The sequence below is a fragment of the Janthinobacterium sp. YR213 genome (assembly GCF_900099875.1).
Lineage (GTDB): Bacteria > Pseudomonadota > Gammaproteobacteria > Burkholderiales > Burkholderiaceae_D > Janthinobacterium > Janthinobacterium lividum.
In genome coordinates, this window is the sequence record NZ_FNDA01000004.1 from 1 (window position 1) to 24,826 (window position 24,826).

Consider the following 24,826-nt stretch of genomic DNA (forward strand, 5'->3'; position numbering starts at 1 on the left):
ATCGCGCGCGCCATGGGCGCCGAAGGCATCACGGTCGACAAGCTGGAAGACGTGGGCCCGGCCTTGAAAAAGGCGATCGACATGCAGATGAATGAAGGCAAGACGACCATCATCGAAATCATGTGCACGCGCGAGCTGGGCGACCCGTTCCGCCGCGATGCGCTGAGCAAACCGATCCGCCACCTGGACAAGTACAAAGACTACGTTTAAGTAAGCCCAAAGCGGGGACTGGGGTCGGTCGCTTTGCGATCGGCATGCCTCCCACTGGGAGGCATGCCCCCTGCCAGGTCTGACTCCGGAATTTGGCGCCAGCCCGGCGCCATCCGACCCCGCACTGTGACGAAATTCTCACACATTGTCACTTCAGTATCGCAATTTCAATAAAGAATACAAAGCGTCCCGGTATTTGGATTATTTGATTTGACAAGCACCAGTATTAGGCTTAAATTCAATAAAAATACTAAAAAACGGAACGAAAAGTACCAAATTCGACTTACGGAGACAAAAATGAACACACGCGTACCTACCGATGCCGTCACCACCGATTTCCTGCAAGCATTCGGCGATGCCTGGAACCGCCACGATATCGACGCCCTGATGGCCGCCATGGCCGACGATTGCGAATTCCACGCCGTCGCCGGTCCGGAACTTCTGGGCAAGAGCTTCATCGGCCGCGACGCCGTGCGCGCCGGCTTCGAACTGGCCTGGCAAACCTTCCCCGACGCCGCCTGGCTCAACCCCGTGCATTTCGTCAGCGGCGAGCGCGGCGTGACGGAGTCGACGTTTGCGGGCACCAAGGCGGACGGCACGCGCATCGAAGCGCGCATGGTCGACATCTTCACCTTCCGCGACGGCAAGATCGCAGTCAAGAATGCTTTCCGCAAGGATCGCCCACCCGTCGTCACAGTCTGAGCCAGCACGTTCACCAGGAATGACCATGAACAAACCTGTCGACACCCCGCCTGGCGTAATGGGCAGCAACAGCACCGCCGCCCGCACGCCCTACGATCCCGCCTTCGATCCGCTGGTGGCACAGCGCCCCGGCCACGGTAATGCCTACGCGCCCACCTACTGGATCGGCACGGCTGGCGAGCCGCCCGCCGATGACGGCCCCATCACGCATGACATCGACGTCGACGTGGCCATCATCGGTTCCGGCTTCACGGGCCTGTCCTGCGCCATCTTCCTGGCCCAGGAACACGGCATCAAGGCCACCGTGCTGGAAGCGAACCGGGTCAGTTGGGGCTGCAGCACGCGCAACGGCGGCCAGGCCCAGTGCACGACGGGCCGTCTGAAACGCTCGCAGTGGATAGACCGCTATGGGCTGGACACGGCCCTGAAACTGCACGCGGAAGTGTGCGATGCGATGGAAACGTTCAAGAAGATCACGGCCGACATCGATTGCGACCCGCAGCCGGGCGGTCACCTGTACATCGCCCACAAGGCGAAAGCCATGCCCGCGCTGGAAAAAGAAGCCAAGGTGATGCGCGAGATCTTCAAGTACGACGCGCGCATCCTCGACGCCGACACCGTCAAGCGCGAATTTGTCGATGACAAGGAAGCGGCCGGCGCGCTGCACGAGCCGGAAGGCATCGGCATCCACGCGGGCAAACTGGCGTTCGGTTACCTGCGCAAGGCGCGCGCGCTGGGCGCCAAGGTGCACCCATCGAGCCCCGTGATGGGCTGGGAAACGCGCAACGGCGTGCATTATCTGCAAACGCCGGGCGGCGTGGTGCGTGCCCGTTCCGTGGCCGTGGCCACGGGCGGCTACACCTCGCCGCACTTGCATCCGCAAGTGAAGAACCGCTTGCTGCCGATTCTGTCGAATTCGCTCGTCACGCGTCCGCTGACCCCGGCGGAAATCGAGGCGTGCAACTTCCGCACCCACCAGGTGATCACGGATACGCGCATCCTGCGCCACTACTACCGTTTGATGCCGGACAACCGCGTGCAGATCGGCAGCCGCAGCGCCATCACGGGGGCCGACGCGCCGGACGACAAGTACAAACAGTTTTTGATCAACGATCTGCACCGCAAGTTCCCCGCGCTGACCGGGATCGGCATCGATTACTCGTGGTGGGGCTGGGTCGACGTCAGCCACGACATGATGCCGCGCATCGTGCAACCGGACCCGAAGCAATCGATCTTCTATTCGCTCGGCTACGGCGGCAACGGCGTCATGTATTCGGCGCAGGCGGGCCGGCGCATGGCCGAGCGCATCGCCGGCAAGGCCAGCGACACCGGCTTGCCGATCTTCAATTCGAAACTGCCGTACCCCAACATGATGGAACTGGTCGAATCGCAAGCCTTTGCGCCGTTCCGCCGCCTGGGCCAGCGTTTCCTGTACCGCTGGTATCACTTGAAGGATGAAGTGTTTTAAATAGTAATAGCAGTAGCCGTACTAAGCCGCCGCATGAGTTGACATAGAGCAACCAGCGGCGCCTCCCGCAAGGGATGAGATTGCCCGCACGTTCACACATAACAATAACTTGGAGTGAGACATGAACACAAATACGAGCAAAAACACGGTATGTTCAACGCTGCGCCGCGCCGTCCTCGGCACCCTGGTGCTGGGCGTCGCCCTTGCGTCCAGCGGTACGGCCTTCGCGCAAGGCAAGGAAGTGACGATTGCCTACCAGGAAATCAACGGTCCCTTCCTGGTGGCCATCGCCAGCGGCGAAGTGGAAAAAACCACCGGCTATAAAATCAACTGGCGCAAGTTCGACTCGGGCGCCAAGGTAGCCACCGGCATGGCATCCGGCGACGTGCAGATCGGCGTCATCGGTTCGAGCCCGTTGACGGCGGCCGTCAGCCGCGGCGTCGACCTGCAGCTGTTCTGGATCATCGACGACATCAATGAAGCCGAAGCGATGGTGGCCCGCAATGGCGCCGGCATCAGCAAGCCGACGGACTTGCGCGGCAAGAAGATCGCCGTGCCTTTCGTTTCCACCACGCACTTCCACACCATGTTCGCGCTGGAAACGTGGGGCATCAAGCCCACGGAAGTGAAATTGCTCAACATGCAGCCGAACCAGATCGCCGCCGCCTGGGAACGGGGCGACATCGATGCCGCCTTCGTGTGGGACCCGGCCTTGAGCAAACTCAAGCAAAACGGCAAGGTGCTCGTCACCTCCGGCGAACTGAGCAAGAAAGGCAAGGCCACGTTTGACGGCATGGCCGTCGAGCGCGCCTGGGGCGAAGCGAACGCGGACTTCATGGCCAAGTTCGTCAAGGTGATGGCCGCTGCCGACGCCGACTACCGCGCCAATCCGAAAGCGTGGACCATCGATTCCCCGCAGGTGAAAGCCAACGTCAAGCATTCGGGCGCGGCCGCCAAGGACGTGGCCGCTTCCGTGGCCCTGTACGCCTATCCCTCGCTGCAGGAACAGGCCTCGCCGGCCTGGCTCGGTGGCGGCGCGAAGGGCGGCGTGGCGCAAGCCTTGCTGGCCACGGCGCAATTCCTCAAGGGCGAAGGCAAGATCGATACCCTGGCAACAGATTACGCCAAATATGTGACACCCAGGTATGCACAGGCCGCCGGCCTGCTGAAGTAAACGTTCTGCGATGGCGCGCCTGCGGGCGCGCTGACTGAACAGAATGCGTTGAACTGAAGTGACTACACCTATGCGGGGCACACGATGGAAAATCTCTACGTCAAGGATGTCAGCGTGATTTATCCGGGCAAGACTGCCGGTGAACGCGTGCATGCCTTAAACAATATCAATCTGACGATTAACAGCGGCGACTTTGTCGTCGCGCTGGGCGCCTCGGGCTGCGGCAAGACCACCTTGCTGAGCCTGATGGCGGGCTTTATCGCCCCATCCAAGGGCGAAATCATGCTCGGGGACAACAAGGTCGATGGGCCGGGCGCCGACCGTGGCGTCGTGTTCCAGAAACATGCCTTGCTGCCATGGCTGAACGTGATGGAAAACGTGGAATTCGGCCTCAAGCTGCAAGGCGTGCCGAAAGCCGTACGGCGCGAGCAGGCGGCCAAGAACCTGGCGCTGGTCGGCTTGAAGGACTTTCACGACAATATGATCTATCAATTGTCGGGCGGCATGCAGCAAAGGGTGGGCATCGCCCGCGCCCTGACCAGCAATCCCGCCATGCTGCTGATGGATGAACCGATGGCGGCGCTCGATGCGCTGACGCGCGAAACGATCCAGGAATTGCTGCTCGATATCTGGGCCAAGTCCAGCACGATGTTCTTCTTCATTACCCACAGCGTCGACGAGGCGCTGTTCCTGGCGAACCGGCTGATCGTCATGTCGCCCCGTCCGGGCCGCATCACGCATACGTATGAACTCGATTTCAACAAGCGCTTCCTCGAATGCCGCGATGCGCGCGCCGTGAAATCGAGCCCGGACTTCATCAAGATGCGCGAAACGGTGCTCAACATCATTTATGGCGACGAACGCGCCGTCAATAAAGAGCTGGAGGTGTCCCATGCATAGCCCATCCGTCGTGGGATTTCCTCCCACCACCGCCAAGCGCGCCGGCTTTTTCTCGCGCCTGTTCGCTCCCCGCTGCGCCATGCCCGGCGAAGCGTTCGGCGCGCCGGGGCAGGGCAATTCCAGCCGCATCGCCACCGTCACCGTCATCGCCGTGCTGCTGCTGTGGTTTGGCGTGACGGCCAGCGGCATGGTCAAACCGCTGTTCCTGCCGTCGCCGCAAGCCGTGTACGAGAAATTCATCATGGCGGCCACCACCGGTTTCGGTGGCGCCACCCTGTGGGAACACACGGTCGCCAGTCTGGTGCGCGTGTTCGGCGCCTTTGGCCTGGCTTGCCTGTTTGCCATCCCCATCGGCGTGATGATGGGCGTGAACCGCGTGGCGCGCGGCATCTTCGATCCCTTGATCGAGTTCTACCGTCCGCTGCCGCCGCTCGCTTACTTGCCACTGGTCATCATCTGGTTCGGTATCGGCGAGTTTTCGAAGGTCTACCTGATCTTCCTGGCCATCTTCGCGCCGATGGCGATTGCGGCACGCGCCGGCGTCAGCTCCGTGTCACTGGAGCAAATCCACGCCGCGTACTCGATGGGCGCCACCCGTTTCCAGGTCATCGTGCACGTGATTTTGCGTGCCGCGATTCCGGAAATCCTCACCGGCATGCGCATCGGCATCGGCGTGGGCTGGACCACCCTGGTGGCGGGCGAAATGGTGGCGGCCACGCGCGGCCTCGGCTATATGGTGCTCAGCGCTTCCGAGTTCCTGGCCAGTGACGTGGTGATCATGGGCATCATCGTGATCGGCTTCTTTGCTTTCCTGTTTGATTTGATGATGCGCTACCTCGAACGTACCCTCGTGCCATGGAAGGGCAAGGTGTAAGACGTTCCCGGGAGTGGCGCGCACGCCACAAGTGTTGCCGCCGCTCCCATTTTTTTAACTCGCCATACCCGTACTTACCCTCCAGCGCGCTTGCCCCCTGGCTGCCGCGCCGGGCCGCTGCATTTCCAGATTGACTTATGGCATGCAGCCAACCAGACTGATTTGATGATGTATCGATGCTGCTTGACGGTGTTGCCTAAATAAAACAAAGCCGCGCGGCAGAAGCAAGCCGCAGCAGGCCAGGGCGCACCGAGCTTCAGATATTACTAGGAGACACACATGATTAGCGACAACCATAACAACACAGGCTTGCAGCATTCGCTGAAGCAACGCCACATGAGCATGATCGCCATCGGCGGCGTGATCGGCGCCGGCCTCTTTGTCGGCAGCGGCGTCATTGCCAAGGCCGCCGGCCCGGCCGCCATCCTTTCCTTCCTGCTCACGGGCGGCCTCGTCGTCCTGATCATGCGCATGCTGGGCGAGCTGGCTTCATCCCTGCCCGTGGTCGGCTCCTTCTACGAATATGCGCGCCTGGCCTTCGACGACAAGCCTAAGGTCTCGAAATTCCTCGGCTTCATGAGCGGCTGGATGTACTGGTATTTCTGGGTCGTCGTCGTGGCCCTGGAAGCCATTGCCGGCGCCAAGCTGGTCAACTTCTGGCTGCCGGACGTACCGTCCTGGGCTATCAGCCTGGTGCTCCTCGTCTCGATGACCATCCTTAACCTGTTCTCGGTCAAGGCCTTCGGCGAATTCGAATTCTGGTTCGCCTCGATCAAGGTCGTCGCCATCATCGTCTTCCTGTTTGTCGGCGCCCTGTTCATCACGGGTAGCTTGCCTAACAGCATCCCGACCCTGGGTTTCTTGACCAGCAACGGCGGCTTCATGCCGCACGGCTGGGGGCCGGTGCTCAGTGGCGCCGTCGCCGCCACGGCCTTCTATTCGGGCGCCGAAATCGTCACCATCGCCGCCGCCGAAACGTCGGACCCGGCCAAGGCCATCGCCCGCGCCACCAATTCCGTCATCACGCGCGTGCTGATGTTTTATGTCGGTTCCATGTTTGTCGTCGTCTGCATCGTGCCCTGGGATTCGCCGGCCATCGCCACGCCATTCGTCAGCGCCCTGACCGTCATGAACATCCCGTACGCGGCCCACATCATGAACGCCATCATTTTGACGGCCGTGCTGTCGGCCTTGAATTCCAGCCTGTACGCTTCGTCGCGCATGATCTTTGCGCTGACGCGCCGCGGCGATGCGCCCACGGGCCTGGTCAAGCTGAGCAAGAACGGCGTGCCCATCCGCGCCATTTTGTTCAGCACCCTGTTCGCCTATTTCGCCATTGCCGTATCGTATGTATCGGCCGACCTGGTGTTCCCCTTCATCGTCAATTCCTACGGCATCCTGATCCTGTTTGTGTACCTGCTCATTGCGATATCTCAATTGCGTTTGCGCCGCCGCCTGGAGCGCGAATGTCCGGAACGCATCAAGGTGCGCATGTGGCTGTTCCCTTACCTGACGTATTTCACCATCATCGCCATGCTGGTGATCCTCGGTGCCATGAGCGTGTCGTCCGATACGGAGCAGCGCGTGTCGTTCTGGTTCGGCCTGTTGAGCGTGGTCATCATGAGCGTCATGTACTACATCAAGAAGCTCGTCAACGACGACCGCAACGGCGACAACGAAGCCAAAGTGGAGCTCAAACATGTCTGACACGACCTTGTTGCCCGCAGGCCGGCGCCGCTTCCTGCGTACGACGGCCACCCTGGGCGCCGCCGCAGTGGCGGGGCCAGCCCTGGCCGCCTCTGCCTCCGTTACCCTGCCATTTGAAAATGGCGAGCGCGAACTGGTGGCCTTTCCGCAAAAGCGCCCGCTGATCCTGCTGACCAGCCGTCCTCCCCAGCTGGAAACGCCGTTCAGCGTGTTCAATGAAGGCGCGATCACGCCCAACGATGCGTTTTTCGTGCGCTACCACTGGAGTGGCTTACCTACCAGCATCGATGGCGACAGCTACCGCCTGCGCATCGCCGGCCTGGTGAAGACGCCCTTGGAACTGTCGCTGGCGCAACTGAAACAGCTGGCCGAGCCGGTCGACGTGGTGGCCGTGACGCAATGCTCGGGTAACAGCCGCGGCTTCTTTGCCCCGCGCGCGAATGGCGGGCAGCTGGGCAATGGCGCCATGGGCAATGCCCGCTGGACGGGCATCCCCCTGAAGACCGTGCTGGAAAAGGCCGGTATCGCGGCCAGCGCCGTGCAAGTAGCCTTCAATGGCCTGGAAGCGCCGCCAGTGGGCGATGGTCCCGACTTCCAAAAAGCCTTGTCCGTCGAGCACATCATGGCGGGCGACGTCATGCTGGCCTGGGCCATGAATGGCGAAGACATTCCTTTCCTCAACGGCTATCCGCTGCGCCTGATCGTGCCAGGCTATTACGGCACTTACTGGGTCAAGCACTTGAGCGACATCACCGTGCTCGACAAGCCATTCGACGGTTTCTGGATGAGCACGGGCTACCGTATCCCCGACAACGGCTCCGGCTTCATCGAGCCGGGCGCACCCGTGGGCAAGACGACGCCGATCAGCCGCCTCAACGTGCGCTCTTTCATCACCAGCGTGCAGGATGGCGCGCAAGTGAAGGCGGGGCGCGACCTGGCCCTGCGCGGCATCGCTTTTGATGGCGGCCAGGGCATCAGCGAGGTGACCGTGTCGCTTGACGGCGGCCAGACGTGGCAGGAAGCGAAGCTGGGTAAGGACCTGGGACGCTACTCGTTCCGTGTATGGACCATGCTCATGAAGGCGCCGCGCAAGGGCAAGCACGTGCTTATGGTGCGTGCCGTTAACCGCATCGGCCAGAGCCAGCCCATGAAAGCCCTGTGGAATCCCATGGGTTATATGCGCAACGTGGTGGAAACCACGCGCATCCAGGCAGTCTGAGGAGATTCACATGCGAATGAAAATATTGATTGCCGCGCTGGCACTGGCGGCGGGTGGTGCGTGCGCGCTGGAGATCCACTTGCCGCCGGAAACGGCGACGTACAAACCCAGCGAATTGCCCGGCTACCAGCTGGTGCAGCGCAACTGCATGACGTGCCACGCGGCCCAGTATGCATCGAGCCAGCCGCCGGCCTCTCCGCGCGTCTATTGGGAAGCCACCGTCAAGAAGATGAAGAAGCCGTTTGGCGCGCAGTTCGACGACGCGGACATGCCGGCCATGGTCGATTACCTGGTGAAAACCTATGGCGTGGAGCGGGGCGCGGCAGCAACGGGCGCGGCCGTCGCCAAACCCGTGGCAGCCGCTGTCCCGGCCGCCAGCGGCAAGGATGTCAAAACCCTGCTGGCGGCAAACGGCTGCATGGCTTGCCATGCGCTCGACCAGAAGGTGGTCGGCCCCGGTTTTACCGAGGTGGCAGCCAGATACAAGGGCAAGGACGGTGTCGCTGCCGTGGCGGCCAACATCCGCAGTGGCGGCGCGGGCAAATGGGGCCCCGTGCCCATGCCGCCATTCAGCCAGCTGAGCGAAGCGGATGCGGCGAGCCTGGCGAAGTACGTGCTGAACAGATAAGTTCGTCCCGGACGCGCCGCAACCCTTAATACCACTTGCCGCCACCCATCCAGCGCGGTATTGCCCGCTGCCATCATGCAGCGGGCCTTTTTTTACTTGTCCCATTCGCCACCGCATCGCATGCAACCGCAGCGATCGTCAGCACTGGTATTGTAAAAAACACCGTTATATAAAACCACTTGACTACCAATTTAGAGCGTCGCATTCTCTCTGCAGAAAGCCGACGCTTCGCTGTGCTTTCTTTACGTACAACATAAAAAGCTACTTCGATAGTTTTCGTATAACGTTCAGGAGACATTGTGAAGACACGGCAAATTAGCCGGCTGGCCTCGCCTTTGATGGCTGGCCTGCTGGGCAGCGCGCTGCTCGCTTGCGGCGGAAATTCCACCACCGAACCCCCATCGACCCTGCTGGCCGCCACGGCCGCCAGCGATCAGTGCGCGGCCTGGAGCGCCGCTGCCGTCTACACGGCGGGCCAGTGCGCCGTGTATGACGGCAAGGTCTACCGCGCCAAATGGTGGGTGCAGGGCACGGCGCCGAACAACGACCAGTGGGGACCGTGGAGTCTCGATAGCAGCACTCCAACCCCGACGCCCACCCCGACCCCGACACCCACCCCGACACCGACGCCGACACCGACGCCAACGCCAACGCCAACGCCAACGCCCGGCATCCCCACCAAGGCCCAGGCCGAGGCCAACGAGGCGGCGCTGACGAACAACGATTTCTTCCGCAAGGTCAAGGCGTCGATCCGCACCCTGGGCAATACGGCCGTCGAGGCCGTGCAGCCCGGCCTGGCCAGCAATCCGCTCAACGTCAAGCGGGTCGAGCGCCTGCTGCCGGCGGCGAAGTGGGATTACTATTTTGCCGCGCGCGACACCAGTTATACCTATCAGCGTTTCCTGCAAGCCGTAGCCAAGTTCCCCGCCGTGTGCGACGACTACAGCGACGGGCGCAATGCGGACGCCATCTGCCGCCACAGCCTGGCCACCATGTTCGCGCATTTCGTACAGGAAACGGGCGACCATAACGCCAGCAGCCCGCTGCCGCAATGGCGCCAGGGCTTGAAGTATTTGCGCGAACTGGGCTGCGACGAGACGGGCGCCGGCTGCGGCTACAACGTCGAGTGCGCCGATCCCGTCTTCAACAAGGTCTGGACCTGCGGCAAGAACGCCGATGGCAGCTTCAAGAAGTATTTCGGCCGCGGCGCCAAGCAGCTGTCGTACAACTACAATTACGGCCCATTCTCGCAAGCCATGCATGACGGCGACCAGTCGGTGCTGCTGAAGAACCCGGACCTGGTGGCCTCGACCTGGCTGAACCTGGCCTCGGCCACGTTCTTCTTTGTCTATCCGCAACCGCCGAAGCCGTCGATGCTGCATGTGCTCGACGGCACGTGGGTGCCGAACGCGGCCGATACGACGGCTGGCGCGGGCAATAATTTCGCCACCACCATCATGATCATCAACGCCGAATGCGGGCAGGGCACGGAAAAGCAGGCCGCGCAAAACCGCATCGATTACTACAAGCAATTTGCCGCCGACATGGGCTGGGATTATTCCGGCGAACAATTGTCTTGCGCCAACATGCAACGCTTCACCCCGGCCAGTTCCGCTTCCTACAACATCTATTGGGAAAAGAACTGGAGCGCCGGTGGCGATAACCAATGCCAGCTGGTCAGCTATCAAACCCCGTACAGCGCCTTGCAGGCCGGGAACTACGTGAAATGCGTGGAAGCCAACTGGAATGTGAAGTTGCAGTAGCAGTAAATGCAGGAATAGCCGGCCAGGGATAACAGTTGACAAGAGCCCCTTCAGGGGCCTGCAACAGCTCACAACGTACAACCTGTACAACCATAACGGAGACCAATACAACATGAAATCGAATGCATTATTGATGGCCCTGCTCAGCGGCGTACTCGTCGCTTGCGGCGGCGGTGGCCAAGACGGTACGACCGCCACCCCGAACACCTTGCTCGCTACCGTCGAAGCGTGCGCCGTCTGGGACGCTGCCACCGTCTACACGGGCGGCCAGTGCGTGCTCTACCAGGGCGTCACTTACAAGGCCAAGTGGTGGACGCAGGGCAATGTCCCCAGCGCCGCCGACCAGTGGGGCCCGTGGGCCGTGACGGATACGCCAACCCCGACGCCAACCCCGACGCCAACCCCGACACCTACGCCAACCCCGACACCTACGCCAACGCCGACGCCGACCCCGACGCCAACACCGACCCCGACGCCAACACCGACCCCAACGCCAACCCCGACGCCCACGCCCACGCCTTGCCGCCCGGACGGCTTGATCTCGGCCGTGCCGAATGTGCCATATTGCAAGGTGTATGACGCGAATGGCCGCGAAGTGCTGAGCAATGGCTTGAACCGGCGCATCGTCGGCTACTTCGCCAGCTGGCGCACCGGTGTCGATGGCAGCCCCACCTATCTGGTAAACAATCTGCCGTGGGACAAGATCACCCACCTGAACTATGCGTTCGCTTCCGTCGATCCGGCAACCTCGAAAATTGCCATCGGCAGCGGCGCGGCCAACCCGGACACGGGCCTCACGTGGCCGAACGTGCCAGCCGCCGCCATGGACCCATCCTTGCCGTACAAGGGGCATTTCAACTTGCTGTCGCAATACAAGAAGAAGTATCCGGGCGTGAAACTGATGATTTCCGTGGGCGGCTGGGCCGGCAGCGGCGGCTTCTACACGGCCACGACGAATGCGGACGGCAGCATCAACACGGCCGGCATCAACACCCTGGCCGATTCCATGGTGGCCTTCGTGCGCCAGTACAACTTCTTCGATGGCGTCGATGTCGATTACGAACATCCGACCACCAATAATGAAGCGGGCAATCCGAACGACTTCGCCGTCTCGAAGCCGCGCCTGGCGGGCCTGATGACGAGCTATAACCTGCTGCTGAAAGTGCTGCGCCAGAAGCTCGACGAGGCGGCCGTGCAGGACAATAAATACTATCTGCTCACCATCGCCGGTTCCGCCTCGGGCTGGGTCTTGCGCGGGGAGGAAAACATGTCGGGATTGAAATATCTCGATTACGCCAGCCTGATGAGCTACGACTTGCACGGCGCGTGGAACCAGTATGTGGGACCAAACGCGGCGCTGTTTGACGACGGCAACGACGGTGAATTGCGTGCCGGTAACGCCTACCAGTTCCAGAACATCGGCTACCTGAACACGGACTGGGCCTACCGCTACTACCGCGGTGCCATGCAGGCGGGGCGCATCAATATCGGCGTGCCGTTCTACACGCGGGGCTGGAAGGATGTGACGGGTGGCACGAATGGCTTGTGGGGAACGACGCCACTGATCAGTTCCACGGTCACCTGCGCCGGCACCAAGACGTGCGGCACGGGCGCCACCGGCATCGACAACGTCTGGTACGACCTGGACTCGCAGGGTAAACCCACGCCAGGCGGCGGCAACCCCATCTGGCATGCGTTGAACTTGCAGAACGGTATCGTGCCGAGCTACCTGGACGCCTATAAAGTCACGGACAAGGCCCTGGTGGGCACCTATGTGCCGCATTACAGCAGCACCATGGTGGCGCCGTGGCTGTGGAATGCGACCAAGAAAGTGTTCATTTCCACGGAAACCACGCAGTCGATCGCGGCCAAGGCCCAGTACATCGTCAACAACAATATCGGCGGCGTGATGATCTGGGAAATGGCGGGCGACTATGCCTGGGATGCCACGCGCAACGGCGGCAAGGGCGAGTATTTCATGGGCACCACCCTGACGGACGTGCTGTACCAGGCCTTCCGCACGGCTGGCGTGTATGGCAACAAGCGCGCCGAAATCGCCATGCCGGGCACGGCGGCCAACGTCAGCATCACTTTGGGCGGCTGGAAGCTGGGCGACAACAACTTCCCCATCAACCCGGTGATGACGGTGAAGAACAATACGGCGTCGACCCTGCCAGGCGGCACCGTGGTGGAGTTCGACTATCCCGTCTCGGCACCATCGGACATGAGCGACCAGTCAGGCTTTGGTTTGACGGTGATCAATGCCGGTTACACGGGGCCGAACAATATCGGCGGCTTCACGAAGAACTACAACCGGGCTCGCTTCGCGATTCCCGCCTGGCAATCGCTGGCGCCGGGCGGCTCCGTGGCGCTGACCTTGAATTACCGTTTGCCGATCTCGGGACCGGCCAACTACACGGTCACCGTGGGCGGCACCAAGTATGCGCTGACGCAGGAGTATCCGGAATTGCCGGTAGCCTTGCCGTAAGTTGGTGATGCGGTAGGGTAAACAGGGAAGGGCGGAACCGCGGTTCCGCCCTTTTTTAGTTTCTGGCGTTAGTTAAGCTGGCTTAAAACCACGTCTCTACCTGGAAACCATAGGAAGTACCGCTGGTATTGTTGTTATAGATCGGGCCGCCGTTGTTCGACGCGTTGACCGAGGCGGTGGCCGCATCGTTCCATTTGCCGTACGTCACGAAAGCGCGCAGTTCAGGACGCGACCACAGGCCAGGACCGGCCGAGATCGTCGGTGCGATGGTCAGCTTGGTCAGGCGCTTGGCCGGCAGGCCGCCCGCTTGCGTCACGCGGTCCGTGCCCAGTTCGCCCACCAGCTTGAAGTTGTCGGTGAACGCGTACACAGGGCGCACGCCGACCGAGGTCCAGGTCGAGGAACCGTTGGCGTTCGACTCGTCTTTTTGCCACAGGGCGACGAATTCCATGCCGAAGTTGGCCATCGGCTGGATCGCCATGTCATTGAAGATGCGCGTGCGTTTCACGTCCGAACCGAAACCGGTGTCGCCCGAGGCGCCGAACTGCGCGCCCTTGCCCGTGCCGGGACCGACGCCGTACTGCACGCCGAAGGTATTGCCGCCGCCGAAGACTTTACCTTGACGGTGGAATGCCGACAACTGCCAGCCATTGTGCTTCTGGCCATTCGCATCGTTGTCCTTGCCTTCACCGATGATGTAGGTCGCGGCCAGGTCCAGCGTGCCGTTTTCATTGACGGGAATTTCGCCGTAGATGAAGTTCTGGCGCACGGCAGACTTGGTGCTGACGACGCCGGTCGGCGATACGGTGTTGATGTCGTTGTCCTTGAAGAAGGCATACGAGAATTTACCCGGCCCCGCAGGAATGCGGTCCAGGCCGGCACCCGTGCCGTTCATGTTGATGTATTGCAGATCCAGCATGTGGATGTCAGGACGGTAGTAGAAGCGTTTACCGATCCAGGCCGTGCCGCCGTTCAGGAAATCGAGTCCCTGCGCTTCGACATAGGCCTTGACGATGCCCAGTTTGTTATCGCCGAAATCCGAGTTTGGCGCGTAGGCGTTGACCCAGATGGTGGCCAGGTAGTTCACGCCGCCGGACTTGGCAACAGACTTGGTGTAGCCGAATTCCGTGTAGGCGTCGCACTCATTGCCCAGACGATATTTCATGGTATTGCCACCCAGGCCGAAGCAGCCTTGCGAACCGCCGTCGCCCGACGTATTGCTGCCGGCGCCAGCGCGCAGGTAGCCATGGAAGCCTTCGGCGTCGCTTGGGTACATGGGGTCGGCCATGGCGGAAGCGCTGGCGATGGCCAGGATCAGGGCAGGTAAAGTTTTCAATGCAGTACGGTTCATGCGGTCTCCAGAAGAATGTAAGTGGTAGCGGTGGCGCCCATGAAGGCGACCACCGCACGCGGTCTAATGCCGAAAACCAAGTCTAGCAGCGCTTTTTTAACCACCCTGATACAAAACGTGCAAGTGCTGATACTTTCTTTCAGAGTGTTGTTTTTGCTACATATCGATACTCTTGCGCATAGCGGGCTTGCAAAAGAGTATCGAATTGCGGTTTTGGAGTATCAGAAAGTATCAAAGTCCGGTGCTACATTGTGGTCGTGGTGCCAAGTACCTGAGCATTGCCAACGACAAAAACACTGGAGACATACAATGAAACGTTACGCCATCGCCGCGCTGTTCGCCGGCTGCCTCAGCTCGTCCGCTTTTGCCGCCACCGACCTGGTCATCGCGACTGTCAACAACGGCCACATGATCGAAATGCAAAAGCTCAGCAAGTTCTTCGAGCAAGCCAATCCTGACATCAAGCTCAAATGGGTGACCCTGGAAGAGGGCGTCTTGCGCCAGCGCATGACCACCGATATCGCCACCAAGGGCGGCCAGTTCGACGTGATGACCATCGGCCTGTATGAAACGCCCATCTGGGGCAAGAAAAACTGGCTGATCCCCATCAAGCCGGACGCCAAATACGATATCGACGACTTGCTGCCGGCCATCCGCGAAGGGCTCTCCGGCGACGGCAAGCTGTATGCGTCGCCGTTCTATGGCGAAAGCTCGATGATCATGTACCGCAGCGACCTGGTCAAAAAGGCAGGCGTGACGATCGAGGATCGTCCGTCCTGGAACCAGCTGCGCGACGTGGCGGCCAAGCTGCACGATCCGGCCAACGGCGTGTACGGCATCTGCCTGCGCGGCAAGCCGGGCTGGGGCGACAACATGGCACTCATCACCACCATGGCCAATTCCTATGGCGGCCAGCTGTTCGACATGAAATGGAAGCCGCAATTTACCAGCAAGCCATGGAAGGACGCGGTCACCATGTATGTCGACCTGATGAAGAAATACGGCCCGCCGGGCGCGGCCGCCAACAGCTTCAATGAAAACCTGGCGCTGTTTAACCAGGGCAAGTGCGGCATCTGGATCGATGCGACGATTGCCGCCTCCTTCATCACGGACCCCAAGCAAAGCAAGGTGGCCGACAAGGTGGCGTTTGCCCAGTCGCCTATCGGCGTGACGGAGCGGGGCGCGAACTGGCTGTGGATCTGGTCGCTCGCCATCCCCGCGAGTTCCAAGCACCCGAATGAAGCACAGCGCTTCATCAACTGGGCCACGTCGCCCGACTACGTGAAACTGGTAGCCAAGGAAACGAGCTGGGCCAACGTGCCGACCGGCACGCGCAAGTCGACCTATGCCAGCCCCGAGTTCCAGAAAGTGGCGAAATTTGCCGCCGCCGAAGGCAAGGCCCTGGCCACCACGCGCGCCGTGCAAAGCACCTTGCCGCCGTCGCCTTACGTGGGCGTGCAATTTGCCTCGATTCCCGAGTTCCAGGTGATCGGCGTGGCCGCCGGCCAGCAGATGGCGGCAGCGCTGCTGGGCAAGGTGACGGTGGACCAGGCGCTGGAATTGTCGCAGCAGACGGCTGAACGCGAGATGCGCAAAGGCGGCTATTACAAGTAAGAGGATAGCCTGACCAAACCTACTGCGCGTCGCGCTTTGCGGCCGGCGATGCTCACCGTACTAAAGTACGGCTGCGCTTCTCGGCCACAAATCACTGCCGCTCGCTACGGTTTTGTCAGGCATCTTTGCTGTGCTGTTTGGTTTGTAACACAGGTGATGTGACTGGCCTTGCTATTGCGCTAGATCACTCACCTCACGTCCCAAGAGAAATCCTATGAAACGCATTATCCCCCGGACTTTGCTGACGCCGGCCGTGGTCGCCGTCTCCGTCATTTCCGTGATCCCGCTGCTGATCACCCTGTATTACTCGTTCGTGCGCTATTCCATGCTCGATCCGAGCGGCCATCCTTTCCATGGCCTGGCCAATTTCCACTTTTTCTTTACGGATGCCTCGTTCCTGCCGGCATTGCAGAACACGTTTACCCTGCTGTTTTCCGTCATGCTGGTCACGGTGGTGCTGGGCACGGCACTAGGGCTGCTGATCAATGAAGCGTTCCCGGGACGCGCCATCGTGCGCGTGCTCCTGATTTCGCCGTTTCTCATCATGCCGGCCGTGAATGCCCTGATGTGGAAGAACATGCTGCTCAATCCGATCTACGGCCTGTTCGCGCAAATCAGCATTTTCTTTGGCGCCACGCCCGTCGACTGGCTGTCGGCCCATCCCCTGCTTTCCATCATCATGATGGTCTCGTGGCAATGGCTGCCGTTCGCCTGCCTGATCTTCATGACGGCCCTGCAGTCGATGGACCGGGAACAGCTGGAAGCGGCGCGCATGGATGGCGCCACCTATCTGCAGCAGCTGCGCTACCTCTATATTCCCCACCTGGGCCGCGCCGTCTCGGTGGTGCTGATGATCGAGATGATCTTTTTGCTGTCGATCTTTGCGGAAATCTTTACCACCACGGGCGGCGGTCCCGGCTTCGACACGACCACCATCACCTTCATGATTTACCAGCAGGCACTGCTGTCCTATGACGTGGGAGCGGCCTCGGCCGGTGCCCTGTTCGCCGTGCTCATCGCCAACATCGCCGCCTTCTTCCTGATGCGCGTCATCGGCAAGAATCTGTCGAAATAAGGAGACCTTGATGCATAGCAAACTCAATCTATATGGCCGCACGGCCGCCGCCTGGCTGTTCGCGCTGCTGCTGTTCTTTCCCATTTTCTGGCTGGGCCTGATGGCCTTCAAGACGGAAGGACAAGCCATTTCCACGCCGCCGCTGCTGTTTTTCACGCCCACGCTCGACAGCTTCCGCGAAGTGCTGGCACGCGACAATTACTTCGGCTACGCGTGGAACTCGCTGTTTACCAGCGTGCTCTCGACGGCCATCGGCCTGTTGATCGCCATCCCGGCCGCCTATTCGATGGCCTTCTTTCCCACGGGCGGCACCATCGGCTTGCTGAAATTCATGCTCAGCTCGCGCTACATGCCCGGCGTGGGCGCCCTGATGCCGATCTATATCTGCTATCAGTACTTCGGCCTGCTCGACACGCGCATCGGCCTGACCATCATGTTCATGCTGATGAACCTGCCCATCATGATCTGGCTGCTGTACACGAGCATGAAGGAGCTGCCGCGCGAAATTCTGGAGGCGTCGCGCATGGATGGCGCCACCGTGTGGGACGAATTCCGCCACGTCGTGCTGCCCCTGTCCGTGGGCGGCATCGCTTCCACGGCGCTCGTGTGCATGGTGTGGTCGTGGAATGAATCGTTCTGGTCGCTGAACCTGGGCGCCTCCAACGCGGGCACGCTGGCCTGGCTCATCGCCTCGTATTCCAGCCCGGAAGGCTTGTTCTGGGCGAAATTGTCGGCCGCTTCGCTGATGGCCATCGCGCCCATCATGGCGCTGGGCTGGTTCTGCCAAAAACAACTGGTCCAGGGTATGACCTTTGGCGCAGTCAAATAAATGATGCCTCCATAAACCTACTGCGCGGCCCAATTTCGGCTCTTCGTTGCTCACTGTGCATCCGCACAGCTCCGCTACTCAAACCGAACTTGAACCGCTCGCTACGGTTTCTGAAAGCATCGAAAATAAATCAGAATAGAGACACACATCATGGCTTACCTTCAACTGAGCAATATCGAAAAATTCTTTGGCGAGCACCGCGCCATCAAGGGCATCGACCTGGAGATCCGGCAGGGTGAATTCGTCGTCTTCGTGGGTCCGTCGGGTTGCGGAAAATCCACCTTGCTGCGCCTGATCGCGGGCCTGGAACCGATCGACGGCGGCAAGCTGTCGCTCGACGGGCGCGACATCACGGCGCTGCCATCGTCCAAGCGCGACCTGGCGATGGTGTTCCAGTCGTATGCGCTGTATCCGCACATGACGGTATTCCAAAACATGTCGTTCGCGCTGAAACTGGCCGGCGTCGATCCGGCCATCATCCGCGAAAAAGTCGACAAGGCGGCCGCCATCCTCGACCTTGGGCGTTACCTGGAACGCACGCCCAAAGAATTGTCTGGCGGGCAGCGCCAGCGCGTGGCCATCGGCCGCGCCATCGTGCGCGACCCGAAAGTGTTCCTGTTCGACGAACCGCTGTCGAACCTCGATGCGGCCCTGCGCGTGCAGACGCGCATCGAGATCGCCAAGCTGCACCGCGAACTGGGCGCCACCACGATTTATGTGACCCATGACCAGGTGGAGGCGATGACCCTGGCGGACCGCGTGGTGGTGCTGCGCGACGGCCAGATCGAGCAGCATGGCTCGCCATTGGAACTGTATGACCGTCCCGCCAACCGCTTTGTCGCGCAATTCATCGGCACGCCCAGCATGAACGTGGTGCCCGCTGACGCGGCGCCGCAGCTGCTGGCGCAGGCGGGCAGCGCGGCGCAGGCGGACGGCTTCGTCGGCATCCGTCCCGAACACGTGCACCTGGGCGTGGCGCAGCCGGGCAGCGTGCCCGTCACGGTCGACCTGGTGGAGTCCTTGGGCGTGGAAACCCTGACCTATGTGCGCTTGCCGAACAATGTGCAGGTGGTGTCGCGCGGGGCGGAGCGCAGCAGCCTGCAGCCGGGCCAGCAGACGCATTTGACGTTCGAGCCGGGCTTCGTCCATTATTTTGACCGCGCCGGCAAGACCTACGCGGCGGCGAAAGGAGCGCTGTAATGGACGCCATCGCATTGAACCAGGCGAACCTGGCCAAGCTGCCGGTGGACGCAGCCGTGCCCGCGTATGCGCGCGGCGCGCTCGTGCCCAGCATCGTGCATATCGGCGTGGGCGGCTTTTTCCGCGCCCACCAGGCCGTGTACCTCGATGATTTACTCGGACTGCAGGGCCAGGGCCAGCAGCACGCGCAGTGGGGCTATTGCGGCGTGGGCTTGCTGGCGCATGACGCGGCCATGCGCGACGCCATGCGGGCGCAGGATGGCTTGTACACGGTGGTCGAGCGCAGCGCGGCCGGCGACAGCGCGCGCATCATCGGCTGCATCGGCGAATACCTGTATGCGCCCGACGAGCCGCAAGCCGTACTGGAAAAGCTGGCCGACCCTGGCACGCGCATCGTCGCGCTGACCATCACCGAGGGTGGTTACTATGTGAACCAGGGCACGGGCGAATTCGACGCCGGTCATGCCGATATCGTGTATGAACTGGCGCACCCGCAGGCGCCGCGCTGCTCGTTCGGCTACCTGGCGGCGGCGCTGGCCGTACGGCGCCAGCGGGGCCTGGCGCCGTTTACCATCATGTCCTGCGATAACCTGCAAAACAATGGCGACGTGATGCGCAAGATGTTGCTGGCCTTTGTCTCCCTGCGCGACGGGGAGCTGGCGCGCTGGCTGGCCATGCATGGCAGCTTCCCCAACAGCATGGTCGACCGCATCACCCCGGCCACCACCGATGAACACCGGGCGCTGGTGCGCGACAGCTTTGGCATCATCGACGCCTGGCCCGTCGTGTGCGAGCCGTTCCGCCAGTGGGTCATCGAAGACGACTTCCCGCAGGGGCGGCCGGCCTGGGAGCTGGTGGGCGCGCAGATGACGCACGACGTGCTGCCATATGAAAAGATGAAGCTGCGCCTCTTGAATGCCAGCCACCAGGCCCTGTGCTACATCGGCATGCAGCTAGGTTACAAGTTTGCGCACGAAGCGATGAACGATCCTGGCGTCCGCCTGCTCGTGCGCCGCATGATGGATGAGGAAGTGACGCCCTTGCTGGATGTAGTGGAAGGCATCGACCTGGAGCGGTACAAGGCCACCCTGATCGAGCGCTTTTCGAATCCGGCCGTGCGCGACCAGCTGGCGCGCATCGGCACGGAAGGTTCGGCGCGCATCCCGAAATTCGTGCTGCCATCCGTGCGCGAAGCACTGGCCCGTGACGGCGCCATCAAGCTGCTGGCGTTTACCGTGGCGTGCTGGTTCCGCTACCTGGAAGGCCACGACGAGCAGGGGCGCGAGATGCCCTTGAACGACCCGTATGCGGCGCGCCTGCGCGCACTGGCGCTGCAGGGCGGGGCGGACGCGACGGCCTTGCTGTCGCTGCGCGAGCTGTTCGGCGAGTTGAGCGACACACCAGCCTTTACGCAGGCGGTGGGGCAGTCGCTGGCCAGCCTGTATGGGCTGGGTGCGCGCGCGGCGCTGGAACAGATCGTCGCCTGAAGGGGAGGGCGCGCCATGCCACGCAAAGCCGATGCCTCACTGCCGCAGATGGAGCTGGAACAGCAGCGCGACGCCACGCCAGGCTTCGAGCCGAAAGGCAGTTTTGGCTTCATCCGCTACCTGGAGCACGGCTTTCCGAATTCGCTGGTGCGCTGGCATTACCACGACGAGTATGAACTGCACCTGATCGTCGAAAGCAGCGGCAAGGTCTTTGTCGGCGACTACATCGGCCAGTTCACGCCCGGCCACCTGGTGCTGACGGGACCGCGCGTGCCGCACAACTGGGTCTCGCTCGACACGCCGCCGGAAGGCGTGGCCTTGCGCGACATGGTGGTCCAGTTTTCGCATGCGCCGCTGGCGTCGATGGCCACCGCCATTCCCGAATTGAAGGATATTTTTCCGCTGCTGCAGCGCGCCTTGCACGGCGTGGAATTTTTTGGCGTCAGCGAACAGTCGCTGCGGCGTTTCCAGCGCATCCGCGACAGCAATGGCCTGCCGCGCTTCATCGAGTTCCTGACCTTGCTGGGCGAACTGGCGCAGACCAGCGATTACCAGCTGCTGTCGACGGTGCCGATGCAGTCGAGCGACGACGACGTGGCCCTGGCGCGCATCAGTTCGGCCATCAACTTCATCGTGCACAATTACAGCAGCCAGTTTTCGCTGAAACAGCTGGCCGAGCAGGTGGACATGCCCGAGCGGACCTTTTCGCGTTTTTTTCGCAGCGCCACGGGCAACAGCTTCACGGACTTCGTCAACCGCCTGCGCATCAACAAGGCGTGCCAGCTGCTGATGGAGACGGAGCGCTATGTCAGCAACATCTGCTACGAGGCGGGATTCAATAACGTGGCCAATTTCAACCGGCGCTTCCTGGAATTGAAGGGCATGACGCCGAAGGAGTTTCGCCAGCAGGCGCTGGGCCGTTTTGGCGCCTGAGGCTTTTTGAGGTACATTGGATGGCACAGGCGGGGACAGCCTGGGAGAGACAAGCATGGAACACTTATGGCAGAAGGACAGCGAGCGCAAGGCGCCCGAGCTGGAACGGGAAAGCTACGATGGCATCATCAATTACCTGGAACACGGCTATCCCAGTTCGCGCGTGCGCTGGCACTGTCACGAGGAATATGAACTGCACCTGATCGTCGCCACCAGCGGACGATTGTTCGTGGGCGACTATATCGGCGAATTCTCGCCTGGCCACCTGGTGCTGACGGGCCCGCGATTGCCGCACAACTGGATTTCCAACGTGATGCCCGAAGGCGGCGTGGCCTTGCGCGACATGATCGTGCAATTTGCCCATGCGCCGCTGGCCGGTGCCGCGCGCGTCATCCCCGAACTGCGCGAACTGCTGCCGCTGCTCGAGCGCTCCAGCTATGGCGTGGAGTTTTTCGACATGGGCCACGAGGCCGAGCAGCACCTGGCGCGCATCCGCGCCACGCATGGCGCCGAACGCTTCGCCGAATTCGTCCAGCTGATGAGCAAGCTGGCGCGCACGGCCAATTACCGTTTGCTGTCGACCGCCTCCTTGCGCTCGTACGACGATGACGCCACCCTGGCCAAGGTCAACTCCGTCCTCAACTACATCACGGACAATTACCGCGAGCCGATTTCGGCGGAAATGCTGGCCGATCAGGTGGGCATGTCGCTGAGTAAGTTCTCGCGCTTCTTCCGCAAGGCGACGGGTAACAGCTTCACGGATTTCATCAGCCGCCTGCGCATCAACAAGGCGTGCCAGTTGCTGATGGATACGGATCACTATGTGTCGAACGTCTGTTACGACGTGGGTTTCCAGAACGTGGCCAATTTCAACCGCCGCTTCTTGCAGGTGAAGGGCGTCACGCCCAAGGAATTCCGGCGCCAGGCAGATGGCCGCTTTGGCGGCATCGGCGGGCCCGTGGCGGATATGCCACAGGCCTGATGGCTGTCACGGGCTTGTCATTTTGACTGGTTATGCTCCACGGCTATCCCACCCACCTTAGCCGAGGAATGCATGAATACTGCTGTAACGTCGATCCCGAAACTGACCCTGTTGGCCATCGCCGCCGGCCTGACCCTGGCCGCTTGCGGCGGCAGCGACAATCCGCCGGCGGAGCCTTCCAAGCCCGTGGCGCAGACGGGCGTGTTCCTCGATGGCGCGGTGGAAGGACTCGATTACGTGGCGGGTAGCGCGGCCAAGGCCAGCACCAATGCGAAGGGAGAATTCATGTGCAACCCGGGCGATACGGTGGCCTTCAGCGTGGGCGGCCTGGCCCTGGGCTCGGCGCCATGCGGCGTCGTCGTCACGCCGCTGGCGCTGGCCGCCAGCACCAACGTGGCGGACGACAAGGTCGTCAACCGCCTGCTGGCGCTGCAATTGCTCGATGACGACAGCGATCCGTCGAACGGCATCAAGCTGACGGCCGAAGTGAAGGCGGCGCTGGCCGGCAAGACGCTGGACTTTGCCGCCGCCCCGGCTGTTTTCAACACGGCGCTGGCCGCGCATCTGGCAGCGGTGGGCGGGAAATTCGCTGGCCGCACGGTCGATGCGGAGCGCCGCGCCCTCGTGCGCGAGCATTTCGAAGACACCCTGGCCTCGAAAGCGGGCGCGCCCGTCAACGAGACGCTGACGCAAGCCAATCCGGTCGGCGAAGTGAAAGTCACCGTGACGCGCTACCAGATCCAGGCGGCCGATAAATTCTACGTGCCGTACGAAGGCGCGAACGCCAAGATCAAGGGCGAATTCCCGAACGGCTTCCTGCCGTCGTACGGCTCTGGCCTGGCCTACAAGGGCAAGAATGCGGCCGGCGACCTGGAATTCTATGGCTTGACGGACCGCGGCCCGAACGGCGACGGCCCGCTGGTGCCCGATCCATCTGGCAAGGGCACCATCGGCAGCAAAATCTTCCCGTCGCCCAGCTTCACGCCTTCGTTCGGGGTACTCACGGTGGGCAAGAACGGCGCCGTGCTGGCGTCGAGCACGCCGATCAAGGTGTCGGCCACCGTCAACAGCTCGGGCTTGCCCGTGCCTGTGGGCGCGGTCGGCAATTCGGCCGAGATTCCCGTCATGGATGCGATGAAGTTCGATGCGGCGGGCAAGGCTGTCTTCAATGCGGGCGGCCTCGATTCGGAAGCCATCGTCGTCGATGCGAAGCGCAATGCGCTGTGGGTCTCGGACGAATACGGCCCCTTCATCATCAAGATCGATGCGGCCACGGGCATCATCCAGGCCAAGTACGAACCGGGCAAGGGCTTGCCAACCCTGTTCGCCAAGCGCCGCGCGAACCGCGGCATGGAGGGCATGACCTTAGATACGAGCAACGACAAGCTGTACGCCTTCCTGCAAAGCCCCCTGTCCGACGGCACGGCGCCATACACGGTGACGAAGAAGAATGAGCAGGTCGAGCGCTTCGCCCGCTTCACGCGCTGGATCGAATTCGACCCGGTGACGGGCACCAGCGGCAAGATGTTCGCCTATCCGCTGAATGCGGCCGACTACCAGGATGGCCGCACGGGCAACGCCAAGCTGGGCGACATGGTGGCGCTGGGCGGCGGCAAGTTCCTCGTCATCGAGCAGGGCGCCGCGCCGTCGGGCAAGGTGTTCAATAAACTGATGCTGGTCGAATTGAAGGGCGCCACGGACATTTCCTCCGCCGCCTTCAACGCGACGACCTCGGACCTGGAAAAGAGCAGCATGGGAGGCGCGGCCGTCAACGGCGCCGACTGGGCCGCCGTCACGCCGCTGAAGAAAACCCTGCTGCTGGACTTGAATGCCATCGGCTGGGCGGCGGAAAAGGCGGAAGGCCTGACCCTGATCGACGACTCCACCATCGCGCTGGCCAACGACAATGACTTCGGCCTGAAGACGAAGATCTTTGACGCGAACGGCGTGGAAGTGGCGGATGCCGACGTGACCAAGTGCACGGTCGATGCCAGCGGTACTATCGTCACCAGCGCCGCCGCCGGCTGCAATGCCGCCAACACCATCCGCGTGGCGCGCGGCGACGACCGCGAACGCCCAAGCCGCTTGTGGATCGTGAAGTTTGCCAAGGCGCTCACTGCGTATTGAACGATGGTGGATGTGTCGGATTACGCGGCGCGCGTGCCGCTAATCCGACCTATGCATGGAAAAAGCCGCGCGGTGCCGGGATGCACCGTGCGGCT

At 61.8% G+C, this 24,826-nt stretch carries 19 protein-coding genes and 1 pseudogene; 19 read left to right on the top strand and 1 reads right to left on the bottom strand.

What is annotated here, in order from left to right; genetic code table 11:
• The 11 genes and pseudogenes from BLT98_RS17700 to BLT98_RS17750 form a co-directional block, all read left to right on the top strand.
• Nucleotides 1-210: pseudogene (locus tag BLT98_RS17700) on the top strand (sulfoacetaldehyde acetyltransferase); the annotation flags it as partial.
• A 297-nt stretch (nucleotides 211-507) separates the two neighbouring features.
• Nucleotides 508-912 carry a nuclear transport factor 2 family protein gene (locus tag BLT98_RS17705; RefSeq protein WP_092610023.1) on the top strand — a complete coding sequence of 135 codons (405 nt, stop codon included), beginning with the start codon at nucleotides 508-510 and terminating at the stop codon, nucleotides 910-912.
• A 58-nt stretch (nucleotides 913-970) separates the two neighbouring features.
• Complete coding sequence (locus tag BLT98_RS17710) at nucleotides 971-2,380, top strand: NAD(P)/FAD-dependent oxidoreductase (RefSeq protein WP_211615029.1); 1,410 nt, start codon at nucleotides 971-973, stop codon at nucleotides 2,378-2,380.
• 121 nt (nucleotides 2,381-2,501) lie between these two features.
• Nucleotides 2,502-3,554, top strand: coding sequence for a taurine ABC transporter substrate-binding protein (tauA, locus tag BLT98_RS17715; protein ID WP_092610027.1), 1,053 nt, complete (start codon nucleotides 2,502-2,504; stop codon nucleotides 3,552-3,554).
• Nucleotides 3,555-3,638: 84 nt separating this feature from the next.
• Entirely contained in the window at nucleotides 3,639-4,454 is an 816-nt protein-coding gene (locus tag BLT98_RS17720; RefSeq protein WP_092611049.1) for a taurine ABC transporter ATP-binding protein, read from the top strand.
• A gap of 79 nt (nucleotides 4,455-4,533) precedes the next feature.
• On the top strand, nucleotides 4,534-5,328 hold the full coding sequence (locus BLT98_RS17725) for an ABC transporter permease subunit (RefSeq protein WP_051959683.1): 795 nt from the start codon (nucleotides 4,534-4,536) through the stop codon (nucleotides 5,326-5,328).
• A 279-nt stretch (nucleotides 5,329-5,607) separates the two neighbouring features.
• The gene (locus BLT98_RS17730) at nucleotides 5,608-7,035 is read left to right on the top strand and encodes an amino acid permease (protein WP_092610029.1); all 1,428 of its coding nucleotides are present in this window, start codon (nucleotides 5,608-5,610) and stop codon (nucleotides 7,033-7,035) included.
• Nucleotides 7,028-8,254: a SorA family sulfite dehydrogenase catalytic subunit gene (locus tag BLT98_RS17735; protein ID WP_092610031.1), complete on the top strand. Its 1,227-nt coding sequence runs from the start codon at nucleotides 7,028-7,030 to the stop codon at nucleotides 8,252-8,254. The genes BLT98_RS17730 and BLT98_RS17735 overlap by 8 nt, the downstream gene beginning before the upstream one ends.
• 10 nt (nucleotides 8,255-8,264) lie before the next feature.
• On the top strand, nucleotides 8,265-8,882 hold the full coding sequence (locus tag BLT98_RS17740; protein WP_092610033.1) for a SorB family sulfite dehydrogenase c-type cytochrome subunit: 618 nt from the start codon (nucleotides 8,265-8,267) through the stop codon (nucleotides 8,880-8,882).
• 299 nt (nucleotides 8,883-9,181) lie between these two features.
• Entirely contained in the window at nucleotides 9,182-10,645 is a 1,464-nt protein-coding gene (locus tag BLT98_RS17745) for a glycoside hydrolase family 19 protein (RefSeq protein ID WP_244517549.1), read from the top strand.
• Between the two features lie 112 nt (nucleotides 10,646-10,757).
• Nucleotides 10,758-13,133 carry a chitinase C-terminal domain-containing protein gene (locus tag BLT98_RS17750; protein WP_092610038.1) on the top strand — a complete coding sequence of 792 codons (2,376 nt, stop codon included), beginning with the start codon at nucleotides 10,758-10,760 and terminating at the stop codon, nucleotides 13,131-13,133.
• A gap of 82 nt (nucleotides 13,134-13,215) precedes the next feature.
• Here the strand turns inward: BLT98_RS17750 and BLT98_RS17755 are convergent, their stop codons facing one another.
• Nucleotides 13,216-14,484: a maltoporin gene (locus BLT98_RS17755; protein WP_092610041.1), complete on the bottom strand. Its 1,269-nt coding sequence runs from the start codon at nucleotides 14,482-14,484 to the stop codon at nucleotides 13,216-13,218.
• Between the two features lie 309 nt (nucleotides 14,485-14,793).
• On the opposite strand from BLT98_RS17755, the gene BLT98_RS17760 reads away from it, so the two are divergent.
• From BLT98_RS17760 to BLT98_RS17795, 8 genes are all read left to right on the top strand, one after another.
• Nucleotides 14,794-16,098: an ABC transporter substrate-binding protein gene (locus tag BLT98_RS17760; RefSeq protein ID WP_034777941.1), complete on the top strand. Its 1,305-nt coding sequence runs from the start codon at nucleotides 14,794-14,796 to the stop codon at nucleotides 16,096-16,098.
• Nucleotides 16,099-16,312: 214 nt separating this feature from the next.
• Entirely contained in the window at nucleotides 16,313-17,173 is an 861-nt protein-coding gene (locus BLT98_RS17765) for a carbohydrate ABC transporter permease (protein WP_092610044.1), read from the top strand.
• A gap of 10 nt (nucleotides 17,174-17,183) precedes the next feature.
• On the top strand, nucleotides 17,184-18,002 hold the full coding sequence (locus tag BLT98_RS17770; RefSeq protein ID WP_034777945.1) for a carbohydrate ABC transporter permease: 819 nt from the start codon (nucleotides 17,184-17,186) through the stop codon (nucleotides 18,000-18,002).
• A 150-nt stretch (nucleotides 18,003-18,152) separates the two neighbouring features.
• Nucleotides 18,153-19,202 carry an ABC transporter ATP-binding protein gene (locus tag BLT98_RS17775; RefSeq protein WP_092610047.1) on the top strand — a complete coding sequence of 350 codons (1,050 nt, stop codon included), beginning with the start codon at nucleotides 18,153-18,155 and terminating at the stop codon, nucleotides 19,200-19,202.
• Nucleotides 19,202-20,689, top strand: a complete 1,488-nt coding sequence (locus BLT98_RS17780; RefSeq protein ID WP_092610050.1) for a mannitol dehydrogenase family protein — start codon at nucleotides 19,202-19,204, stop codon at nucleotides 20,687-20,689. The genes BLT98_RS17775 and BLT98_RS17780 overlap by 1 nt, the downstream gene beginning before the upstream one ends.
• A gap of 15 nt (nucleotides 20,690-20,704) precedes the next feature.
• Nucleotides 20,705-21,622: a helix-turn-helix domain-containing protein gene (locus tag BLT98_RS17785; RefSeq protein ID WP_070253872.1), complete on the top strand. Its 918-nt coding sequence runs from the start codon at nucleotides 20,705-20,707 to the stop codon at nucleotides 21,620-21,622.
• Between the two features lie 55 nt (nucleotides 21,623-21,677).
• Entirely contained in the window at nucleotides 21,678-22,604 is a 927-nt protein-coding gene (locus BLT98_RS17790; RefSeq protein ID WP_052139843.1) for a helix-turn-helix domain-containing protein, read from the top strand.
• A gap of 72 nt (nucleotides 22,605-22,676) precedes the next feature.
• Entirely contained in the window at nucleotides 22,677-24,731 is a 2,055-nt protein-coding gene (locus tag BLT98_RS17795) for an esterase-like activity of phytase family protein (RefSeq protein ID WP_092610053.1), read from the top strand.
• The last annotated feature ends 95 nt before the right edge of the window (nucleotides 24,732-24,826 follow it).

What these genes read in the sequence shown, in the direction of transcription:
- BLT98_RS17730 (WP_092610029.1), top strand. Translation starts at nt 5,608, where the DNA reads ATGATTAGCGACAACCATAACAACACAGGCTTGCAGCATTCGCTGAAG.
- BLT98_RS17775 (WP_092610047.1), top strand. Translation starts at nt 18,153, where the DNA reads ATGGCTTACCTTCAACTGAGCAATATCGAAAAATTCTTTGGCGAGCAC.
- BLT98_RS17785 (WP_070253872.1), top strand. Translation starts at nt 20,705, where the DNA reads ATGCCACGCAAAGCCGATGCCTCACTGCCGCAGATGGAGCTGGAACAG.
- BLT98_RS17740 (WP_092610033.1), top strand. Translation starts at nt 8,265, where the DNA reads ATGCGAATGAAAATATTGATTGCCGCGCTGGCACTGGCGGCGGGTGGT.
- BLT98_RS17765 (WP_092610044.1), top strand. Translation starts at nt 16,313, where the DNA reads ATGAAACGCATTATCCCCCGGACTTTGCTGACGCCGGCCGTGGTCGCC.
- tauA (WP_092610027.1), top strand. Translation starts at nt 2,502, where the DNA reads ATGAACACAAATACGAGCAAAAACACGGTATGTTCAACGCTGCGCCGC.
- BLT98_RS17750 (WP_092610038.1), top strand. Translation starts at nt 10,758, where the DNA reads ATGAAATCGAATGCATTATTGATGGCCCTGCTCAGCGGCGTACTCGTC.
- BLT98_RS17795 (WP_092610053.1), top strand. Translation starts at nt 22,677, where the DNA reads ATGAATACTGCTGTAACGTCGATCCCGAAACTGACCCTGTTGGCCATC.
- BLT98_RS17770 (WP_034777945.1), top strand. Translation starts at nt 17,184, where the DNA reads ATGCATAGCAAACTCAATCTATATGGCCGCACGGCCGCCGCCTGGCTG.
- BLT98_RS17725 (WP_051959683.1), top strand. Translation starts at nt 4,534, where the DNA reads ATGCCCGGCGAAGCGTTCGGCGCGCCGGGGCAGGGCAATTCCAGCCGC.
- BLT98_RS17720 (WP_092611049.1), top strand. Translation starts at nt 3,639, where the DNA reads ATGGAAAATCTCTACGTCAAGGATGTCAGCGTGATTTATCCGGGCAAG.
- BLT98_RS17710 (WP_211615029.1), top strand. Translation starts at nt 971, where the DNA reads ATGGGCAGCAACAGCACCGCCGCCCGCACGCCCTACGATCCCGCCTTC.
- BLT98_RS17760 (WP_034777941.1), top strand. Translation starts at nt 14,794, where the DNA reads ATGAAACGTTACGCCATCGCCGCGCTGTTCGCCGGCTGCCTCAGCTCG.
- BLT98_RS17780 (WP_092610050.1), top strand. Translation starts at nt 19,202, where the DNA reads ATGGACGCCATCGCATTGAACCAGGCGAACCTGGCCAAGCTGCCGGTG.
- BLT98_RS17755 (WP_092610041.1), bottom strand. Translation starts at nt 14,484, where the DNA reads ATGAACCGTACTGCATTGAAAACTTTACCTGCCCTGATCCTGGCCATC.
- BLT98_RS17705 (WP_092610023.1), top strand. Translation starts at nt 508, where the DNA reads ATGAACACACGCGTACCTACCGATGCCGTCACCACCGATTTCCTGCAA.
- BLT98_RS17790 (WP_052139843.1), top strand. Translation starts at nt 21,678, where the DNA reads ATGGAACACTTATGGCAGAAGGACAGCGAGCGCAAGGCGCCCGAGCTG.
- BLT98_RS17735 (WP_092610031.1), top strand. Translation starts at nt 7,028, where the DNA reads ATGTCTGACACGACCTTGTTGCCCGCAGGCCGGCGCCGCTTCCTGCGT.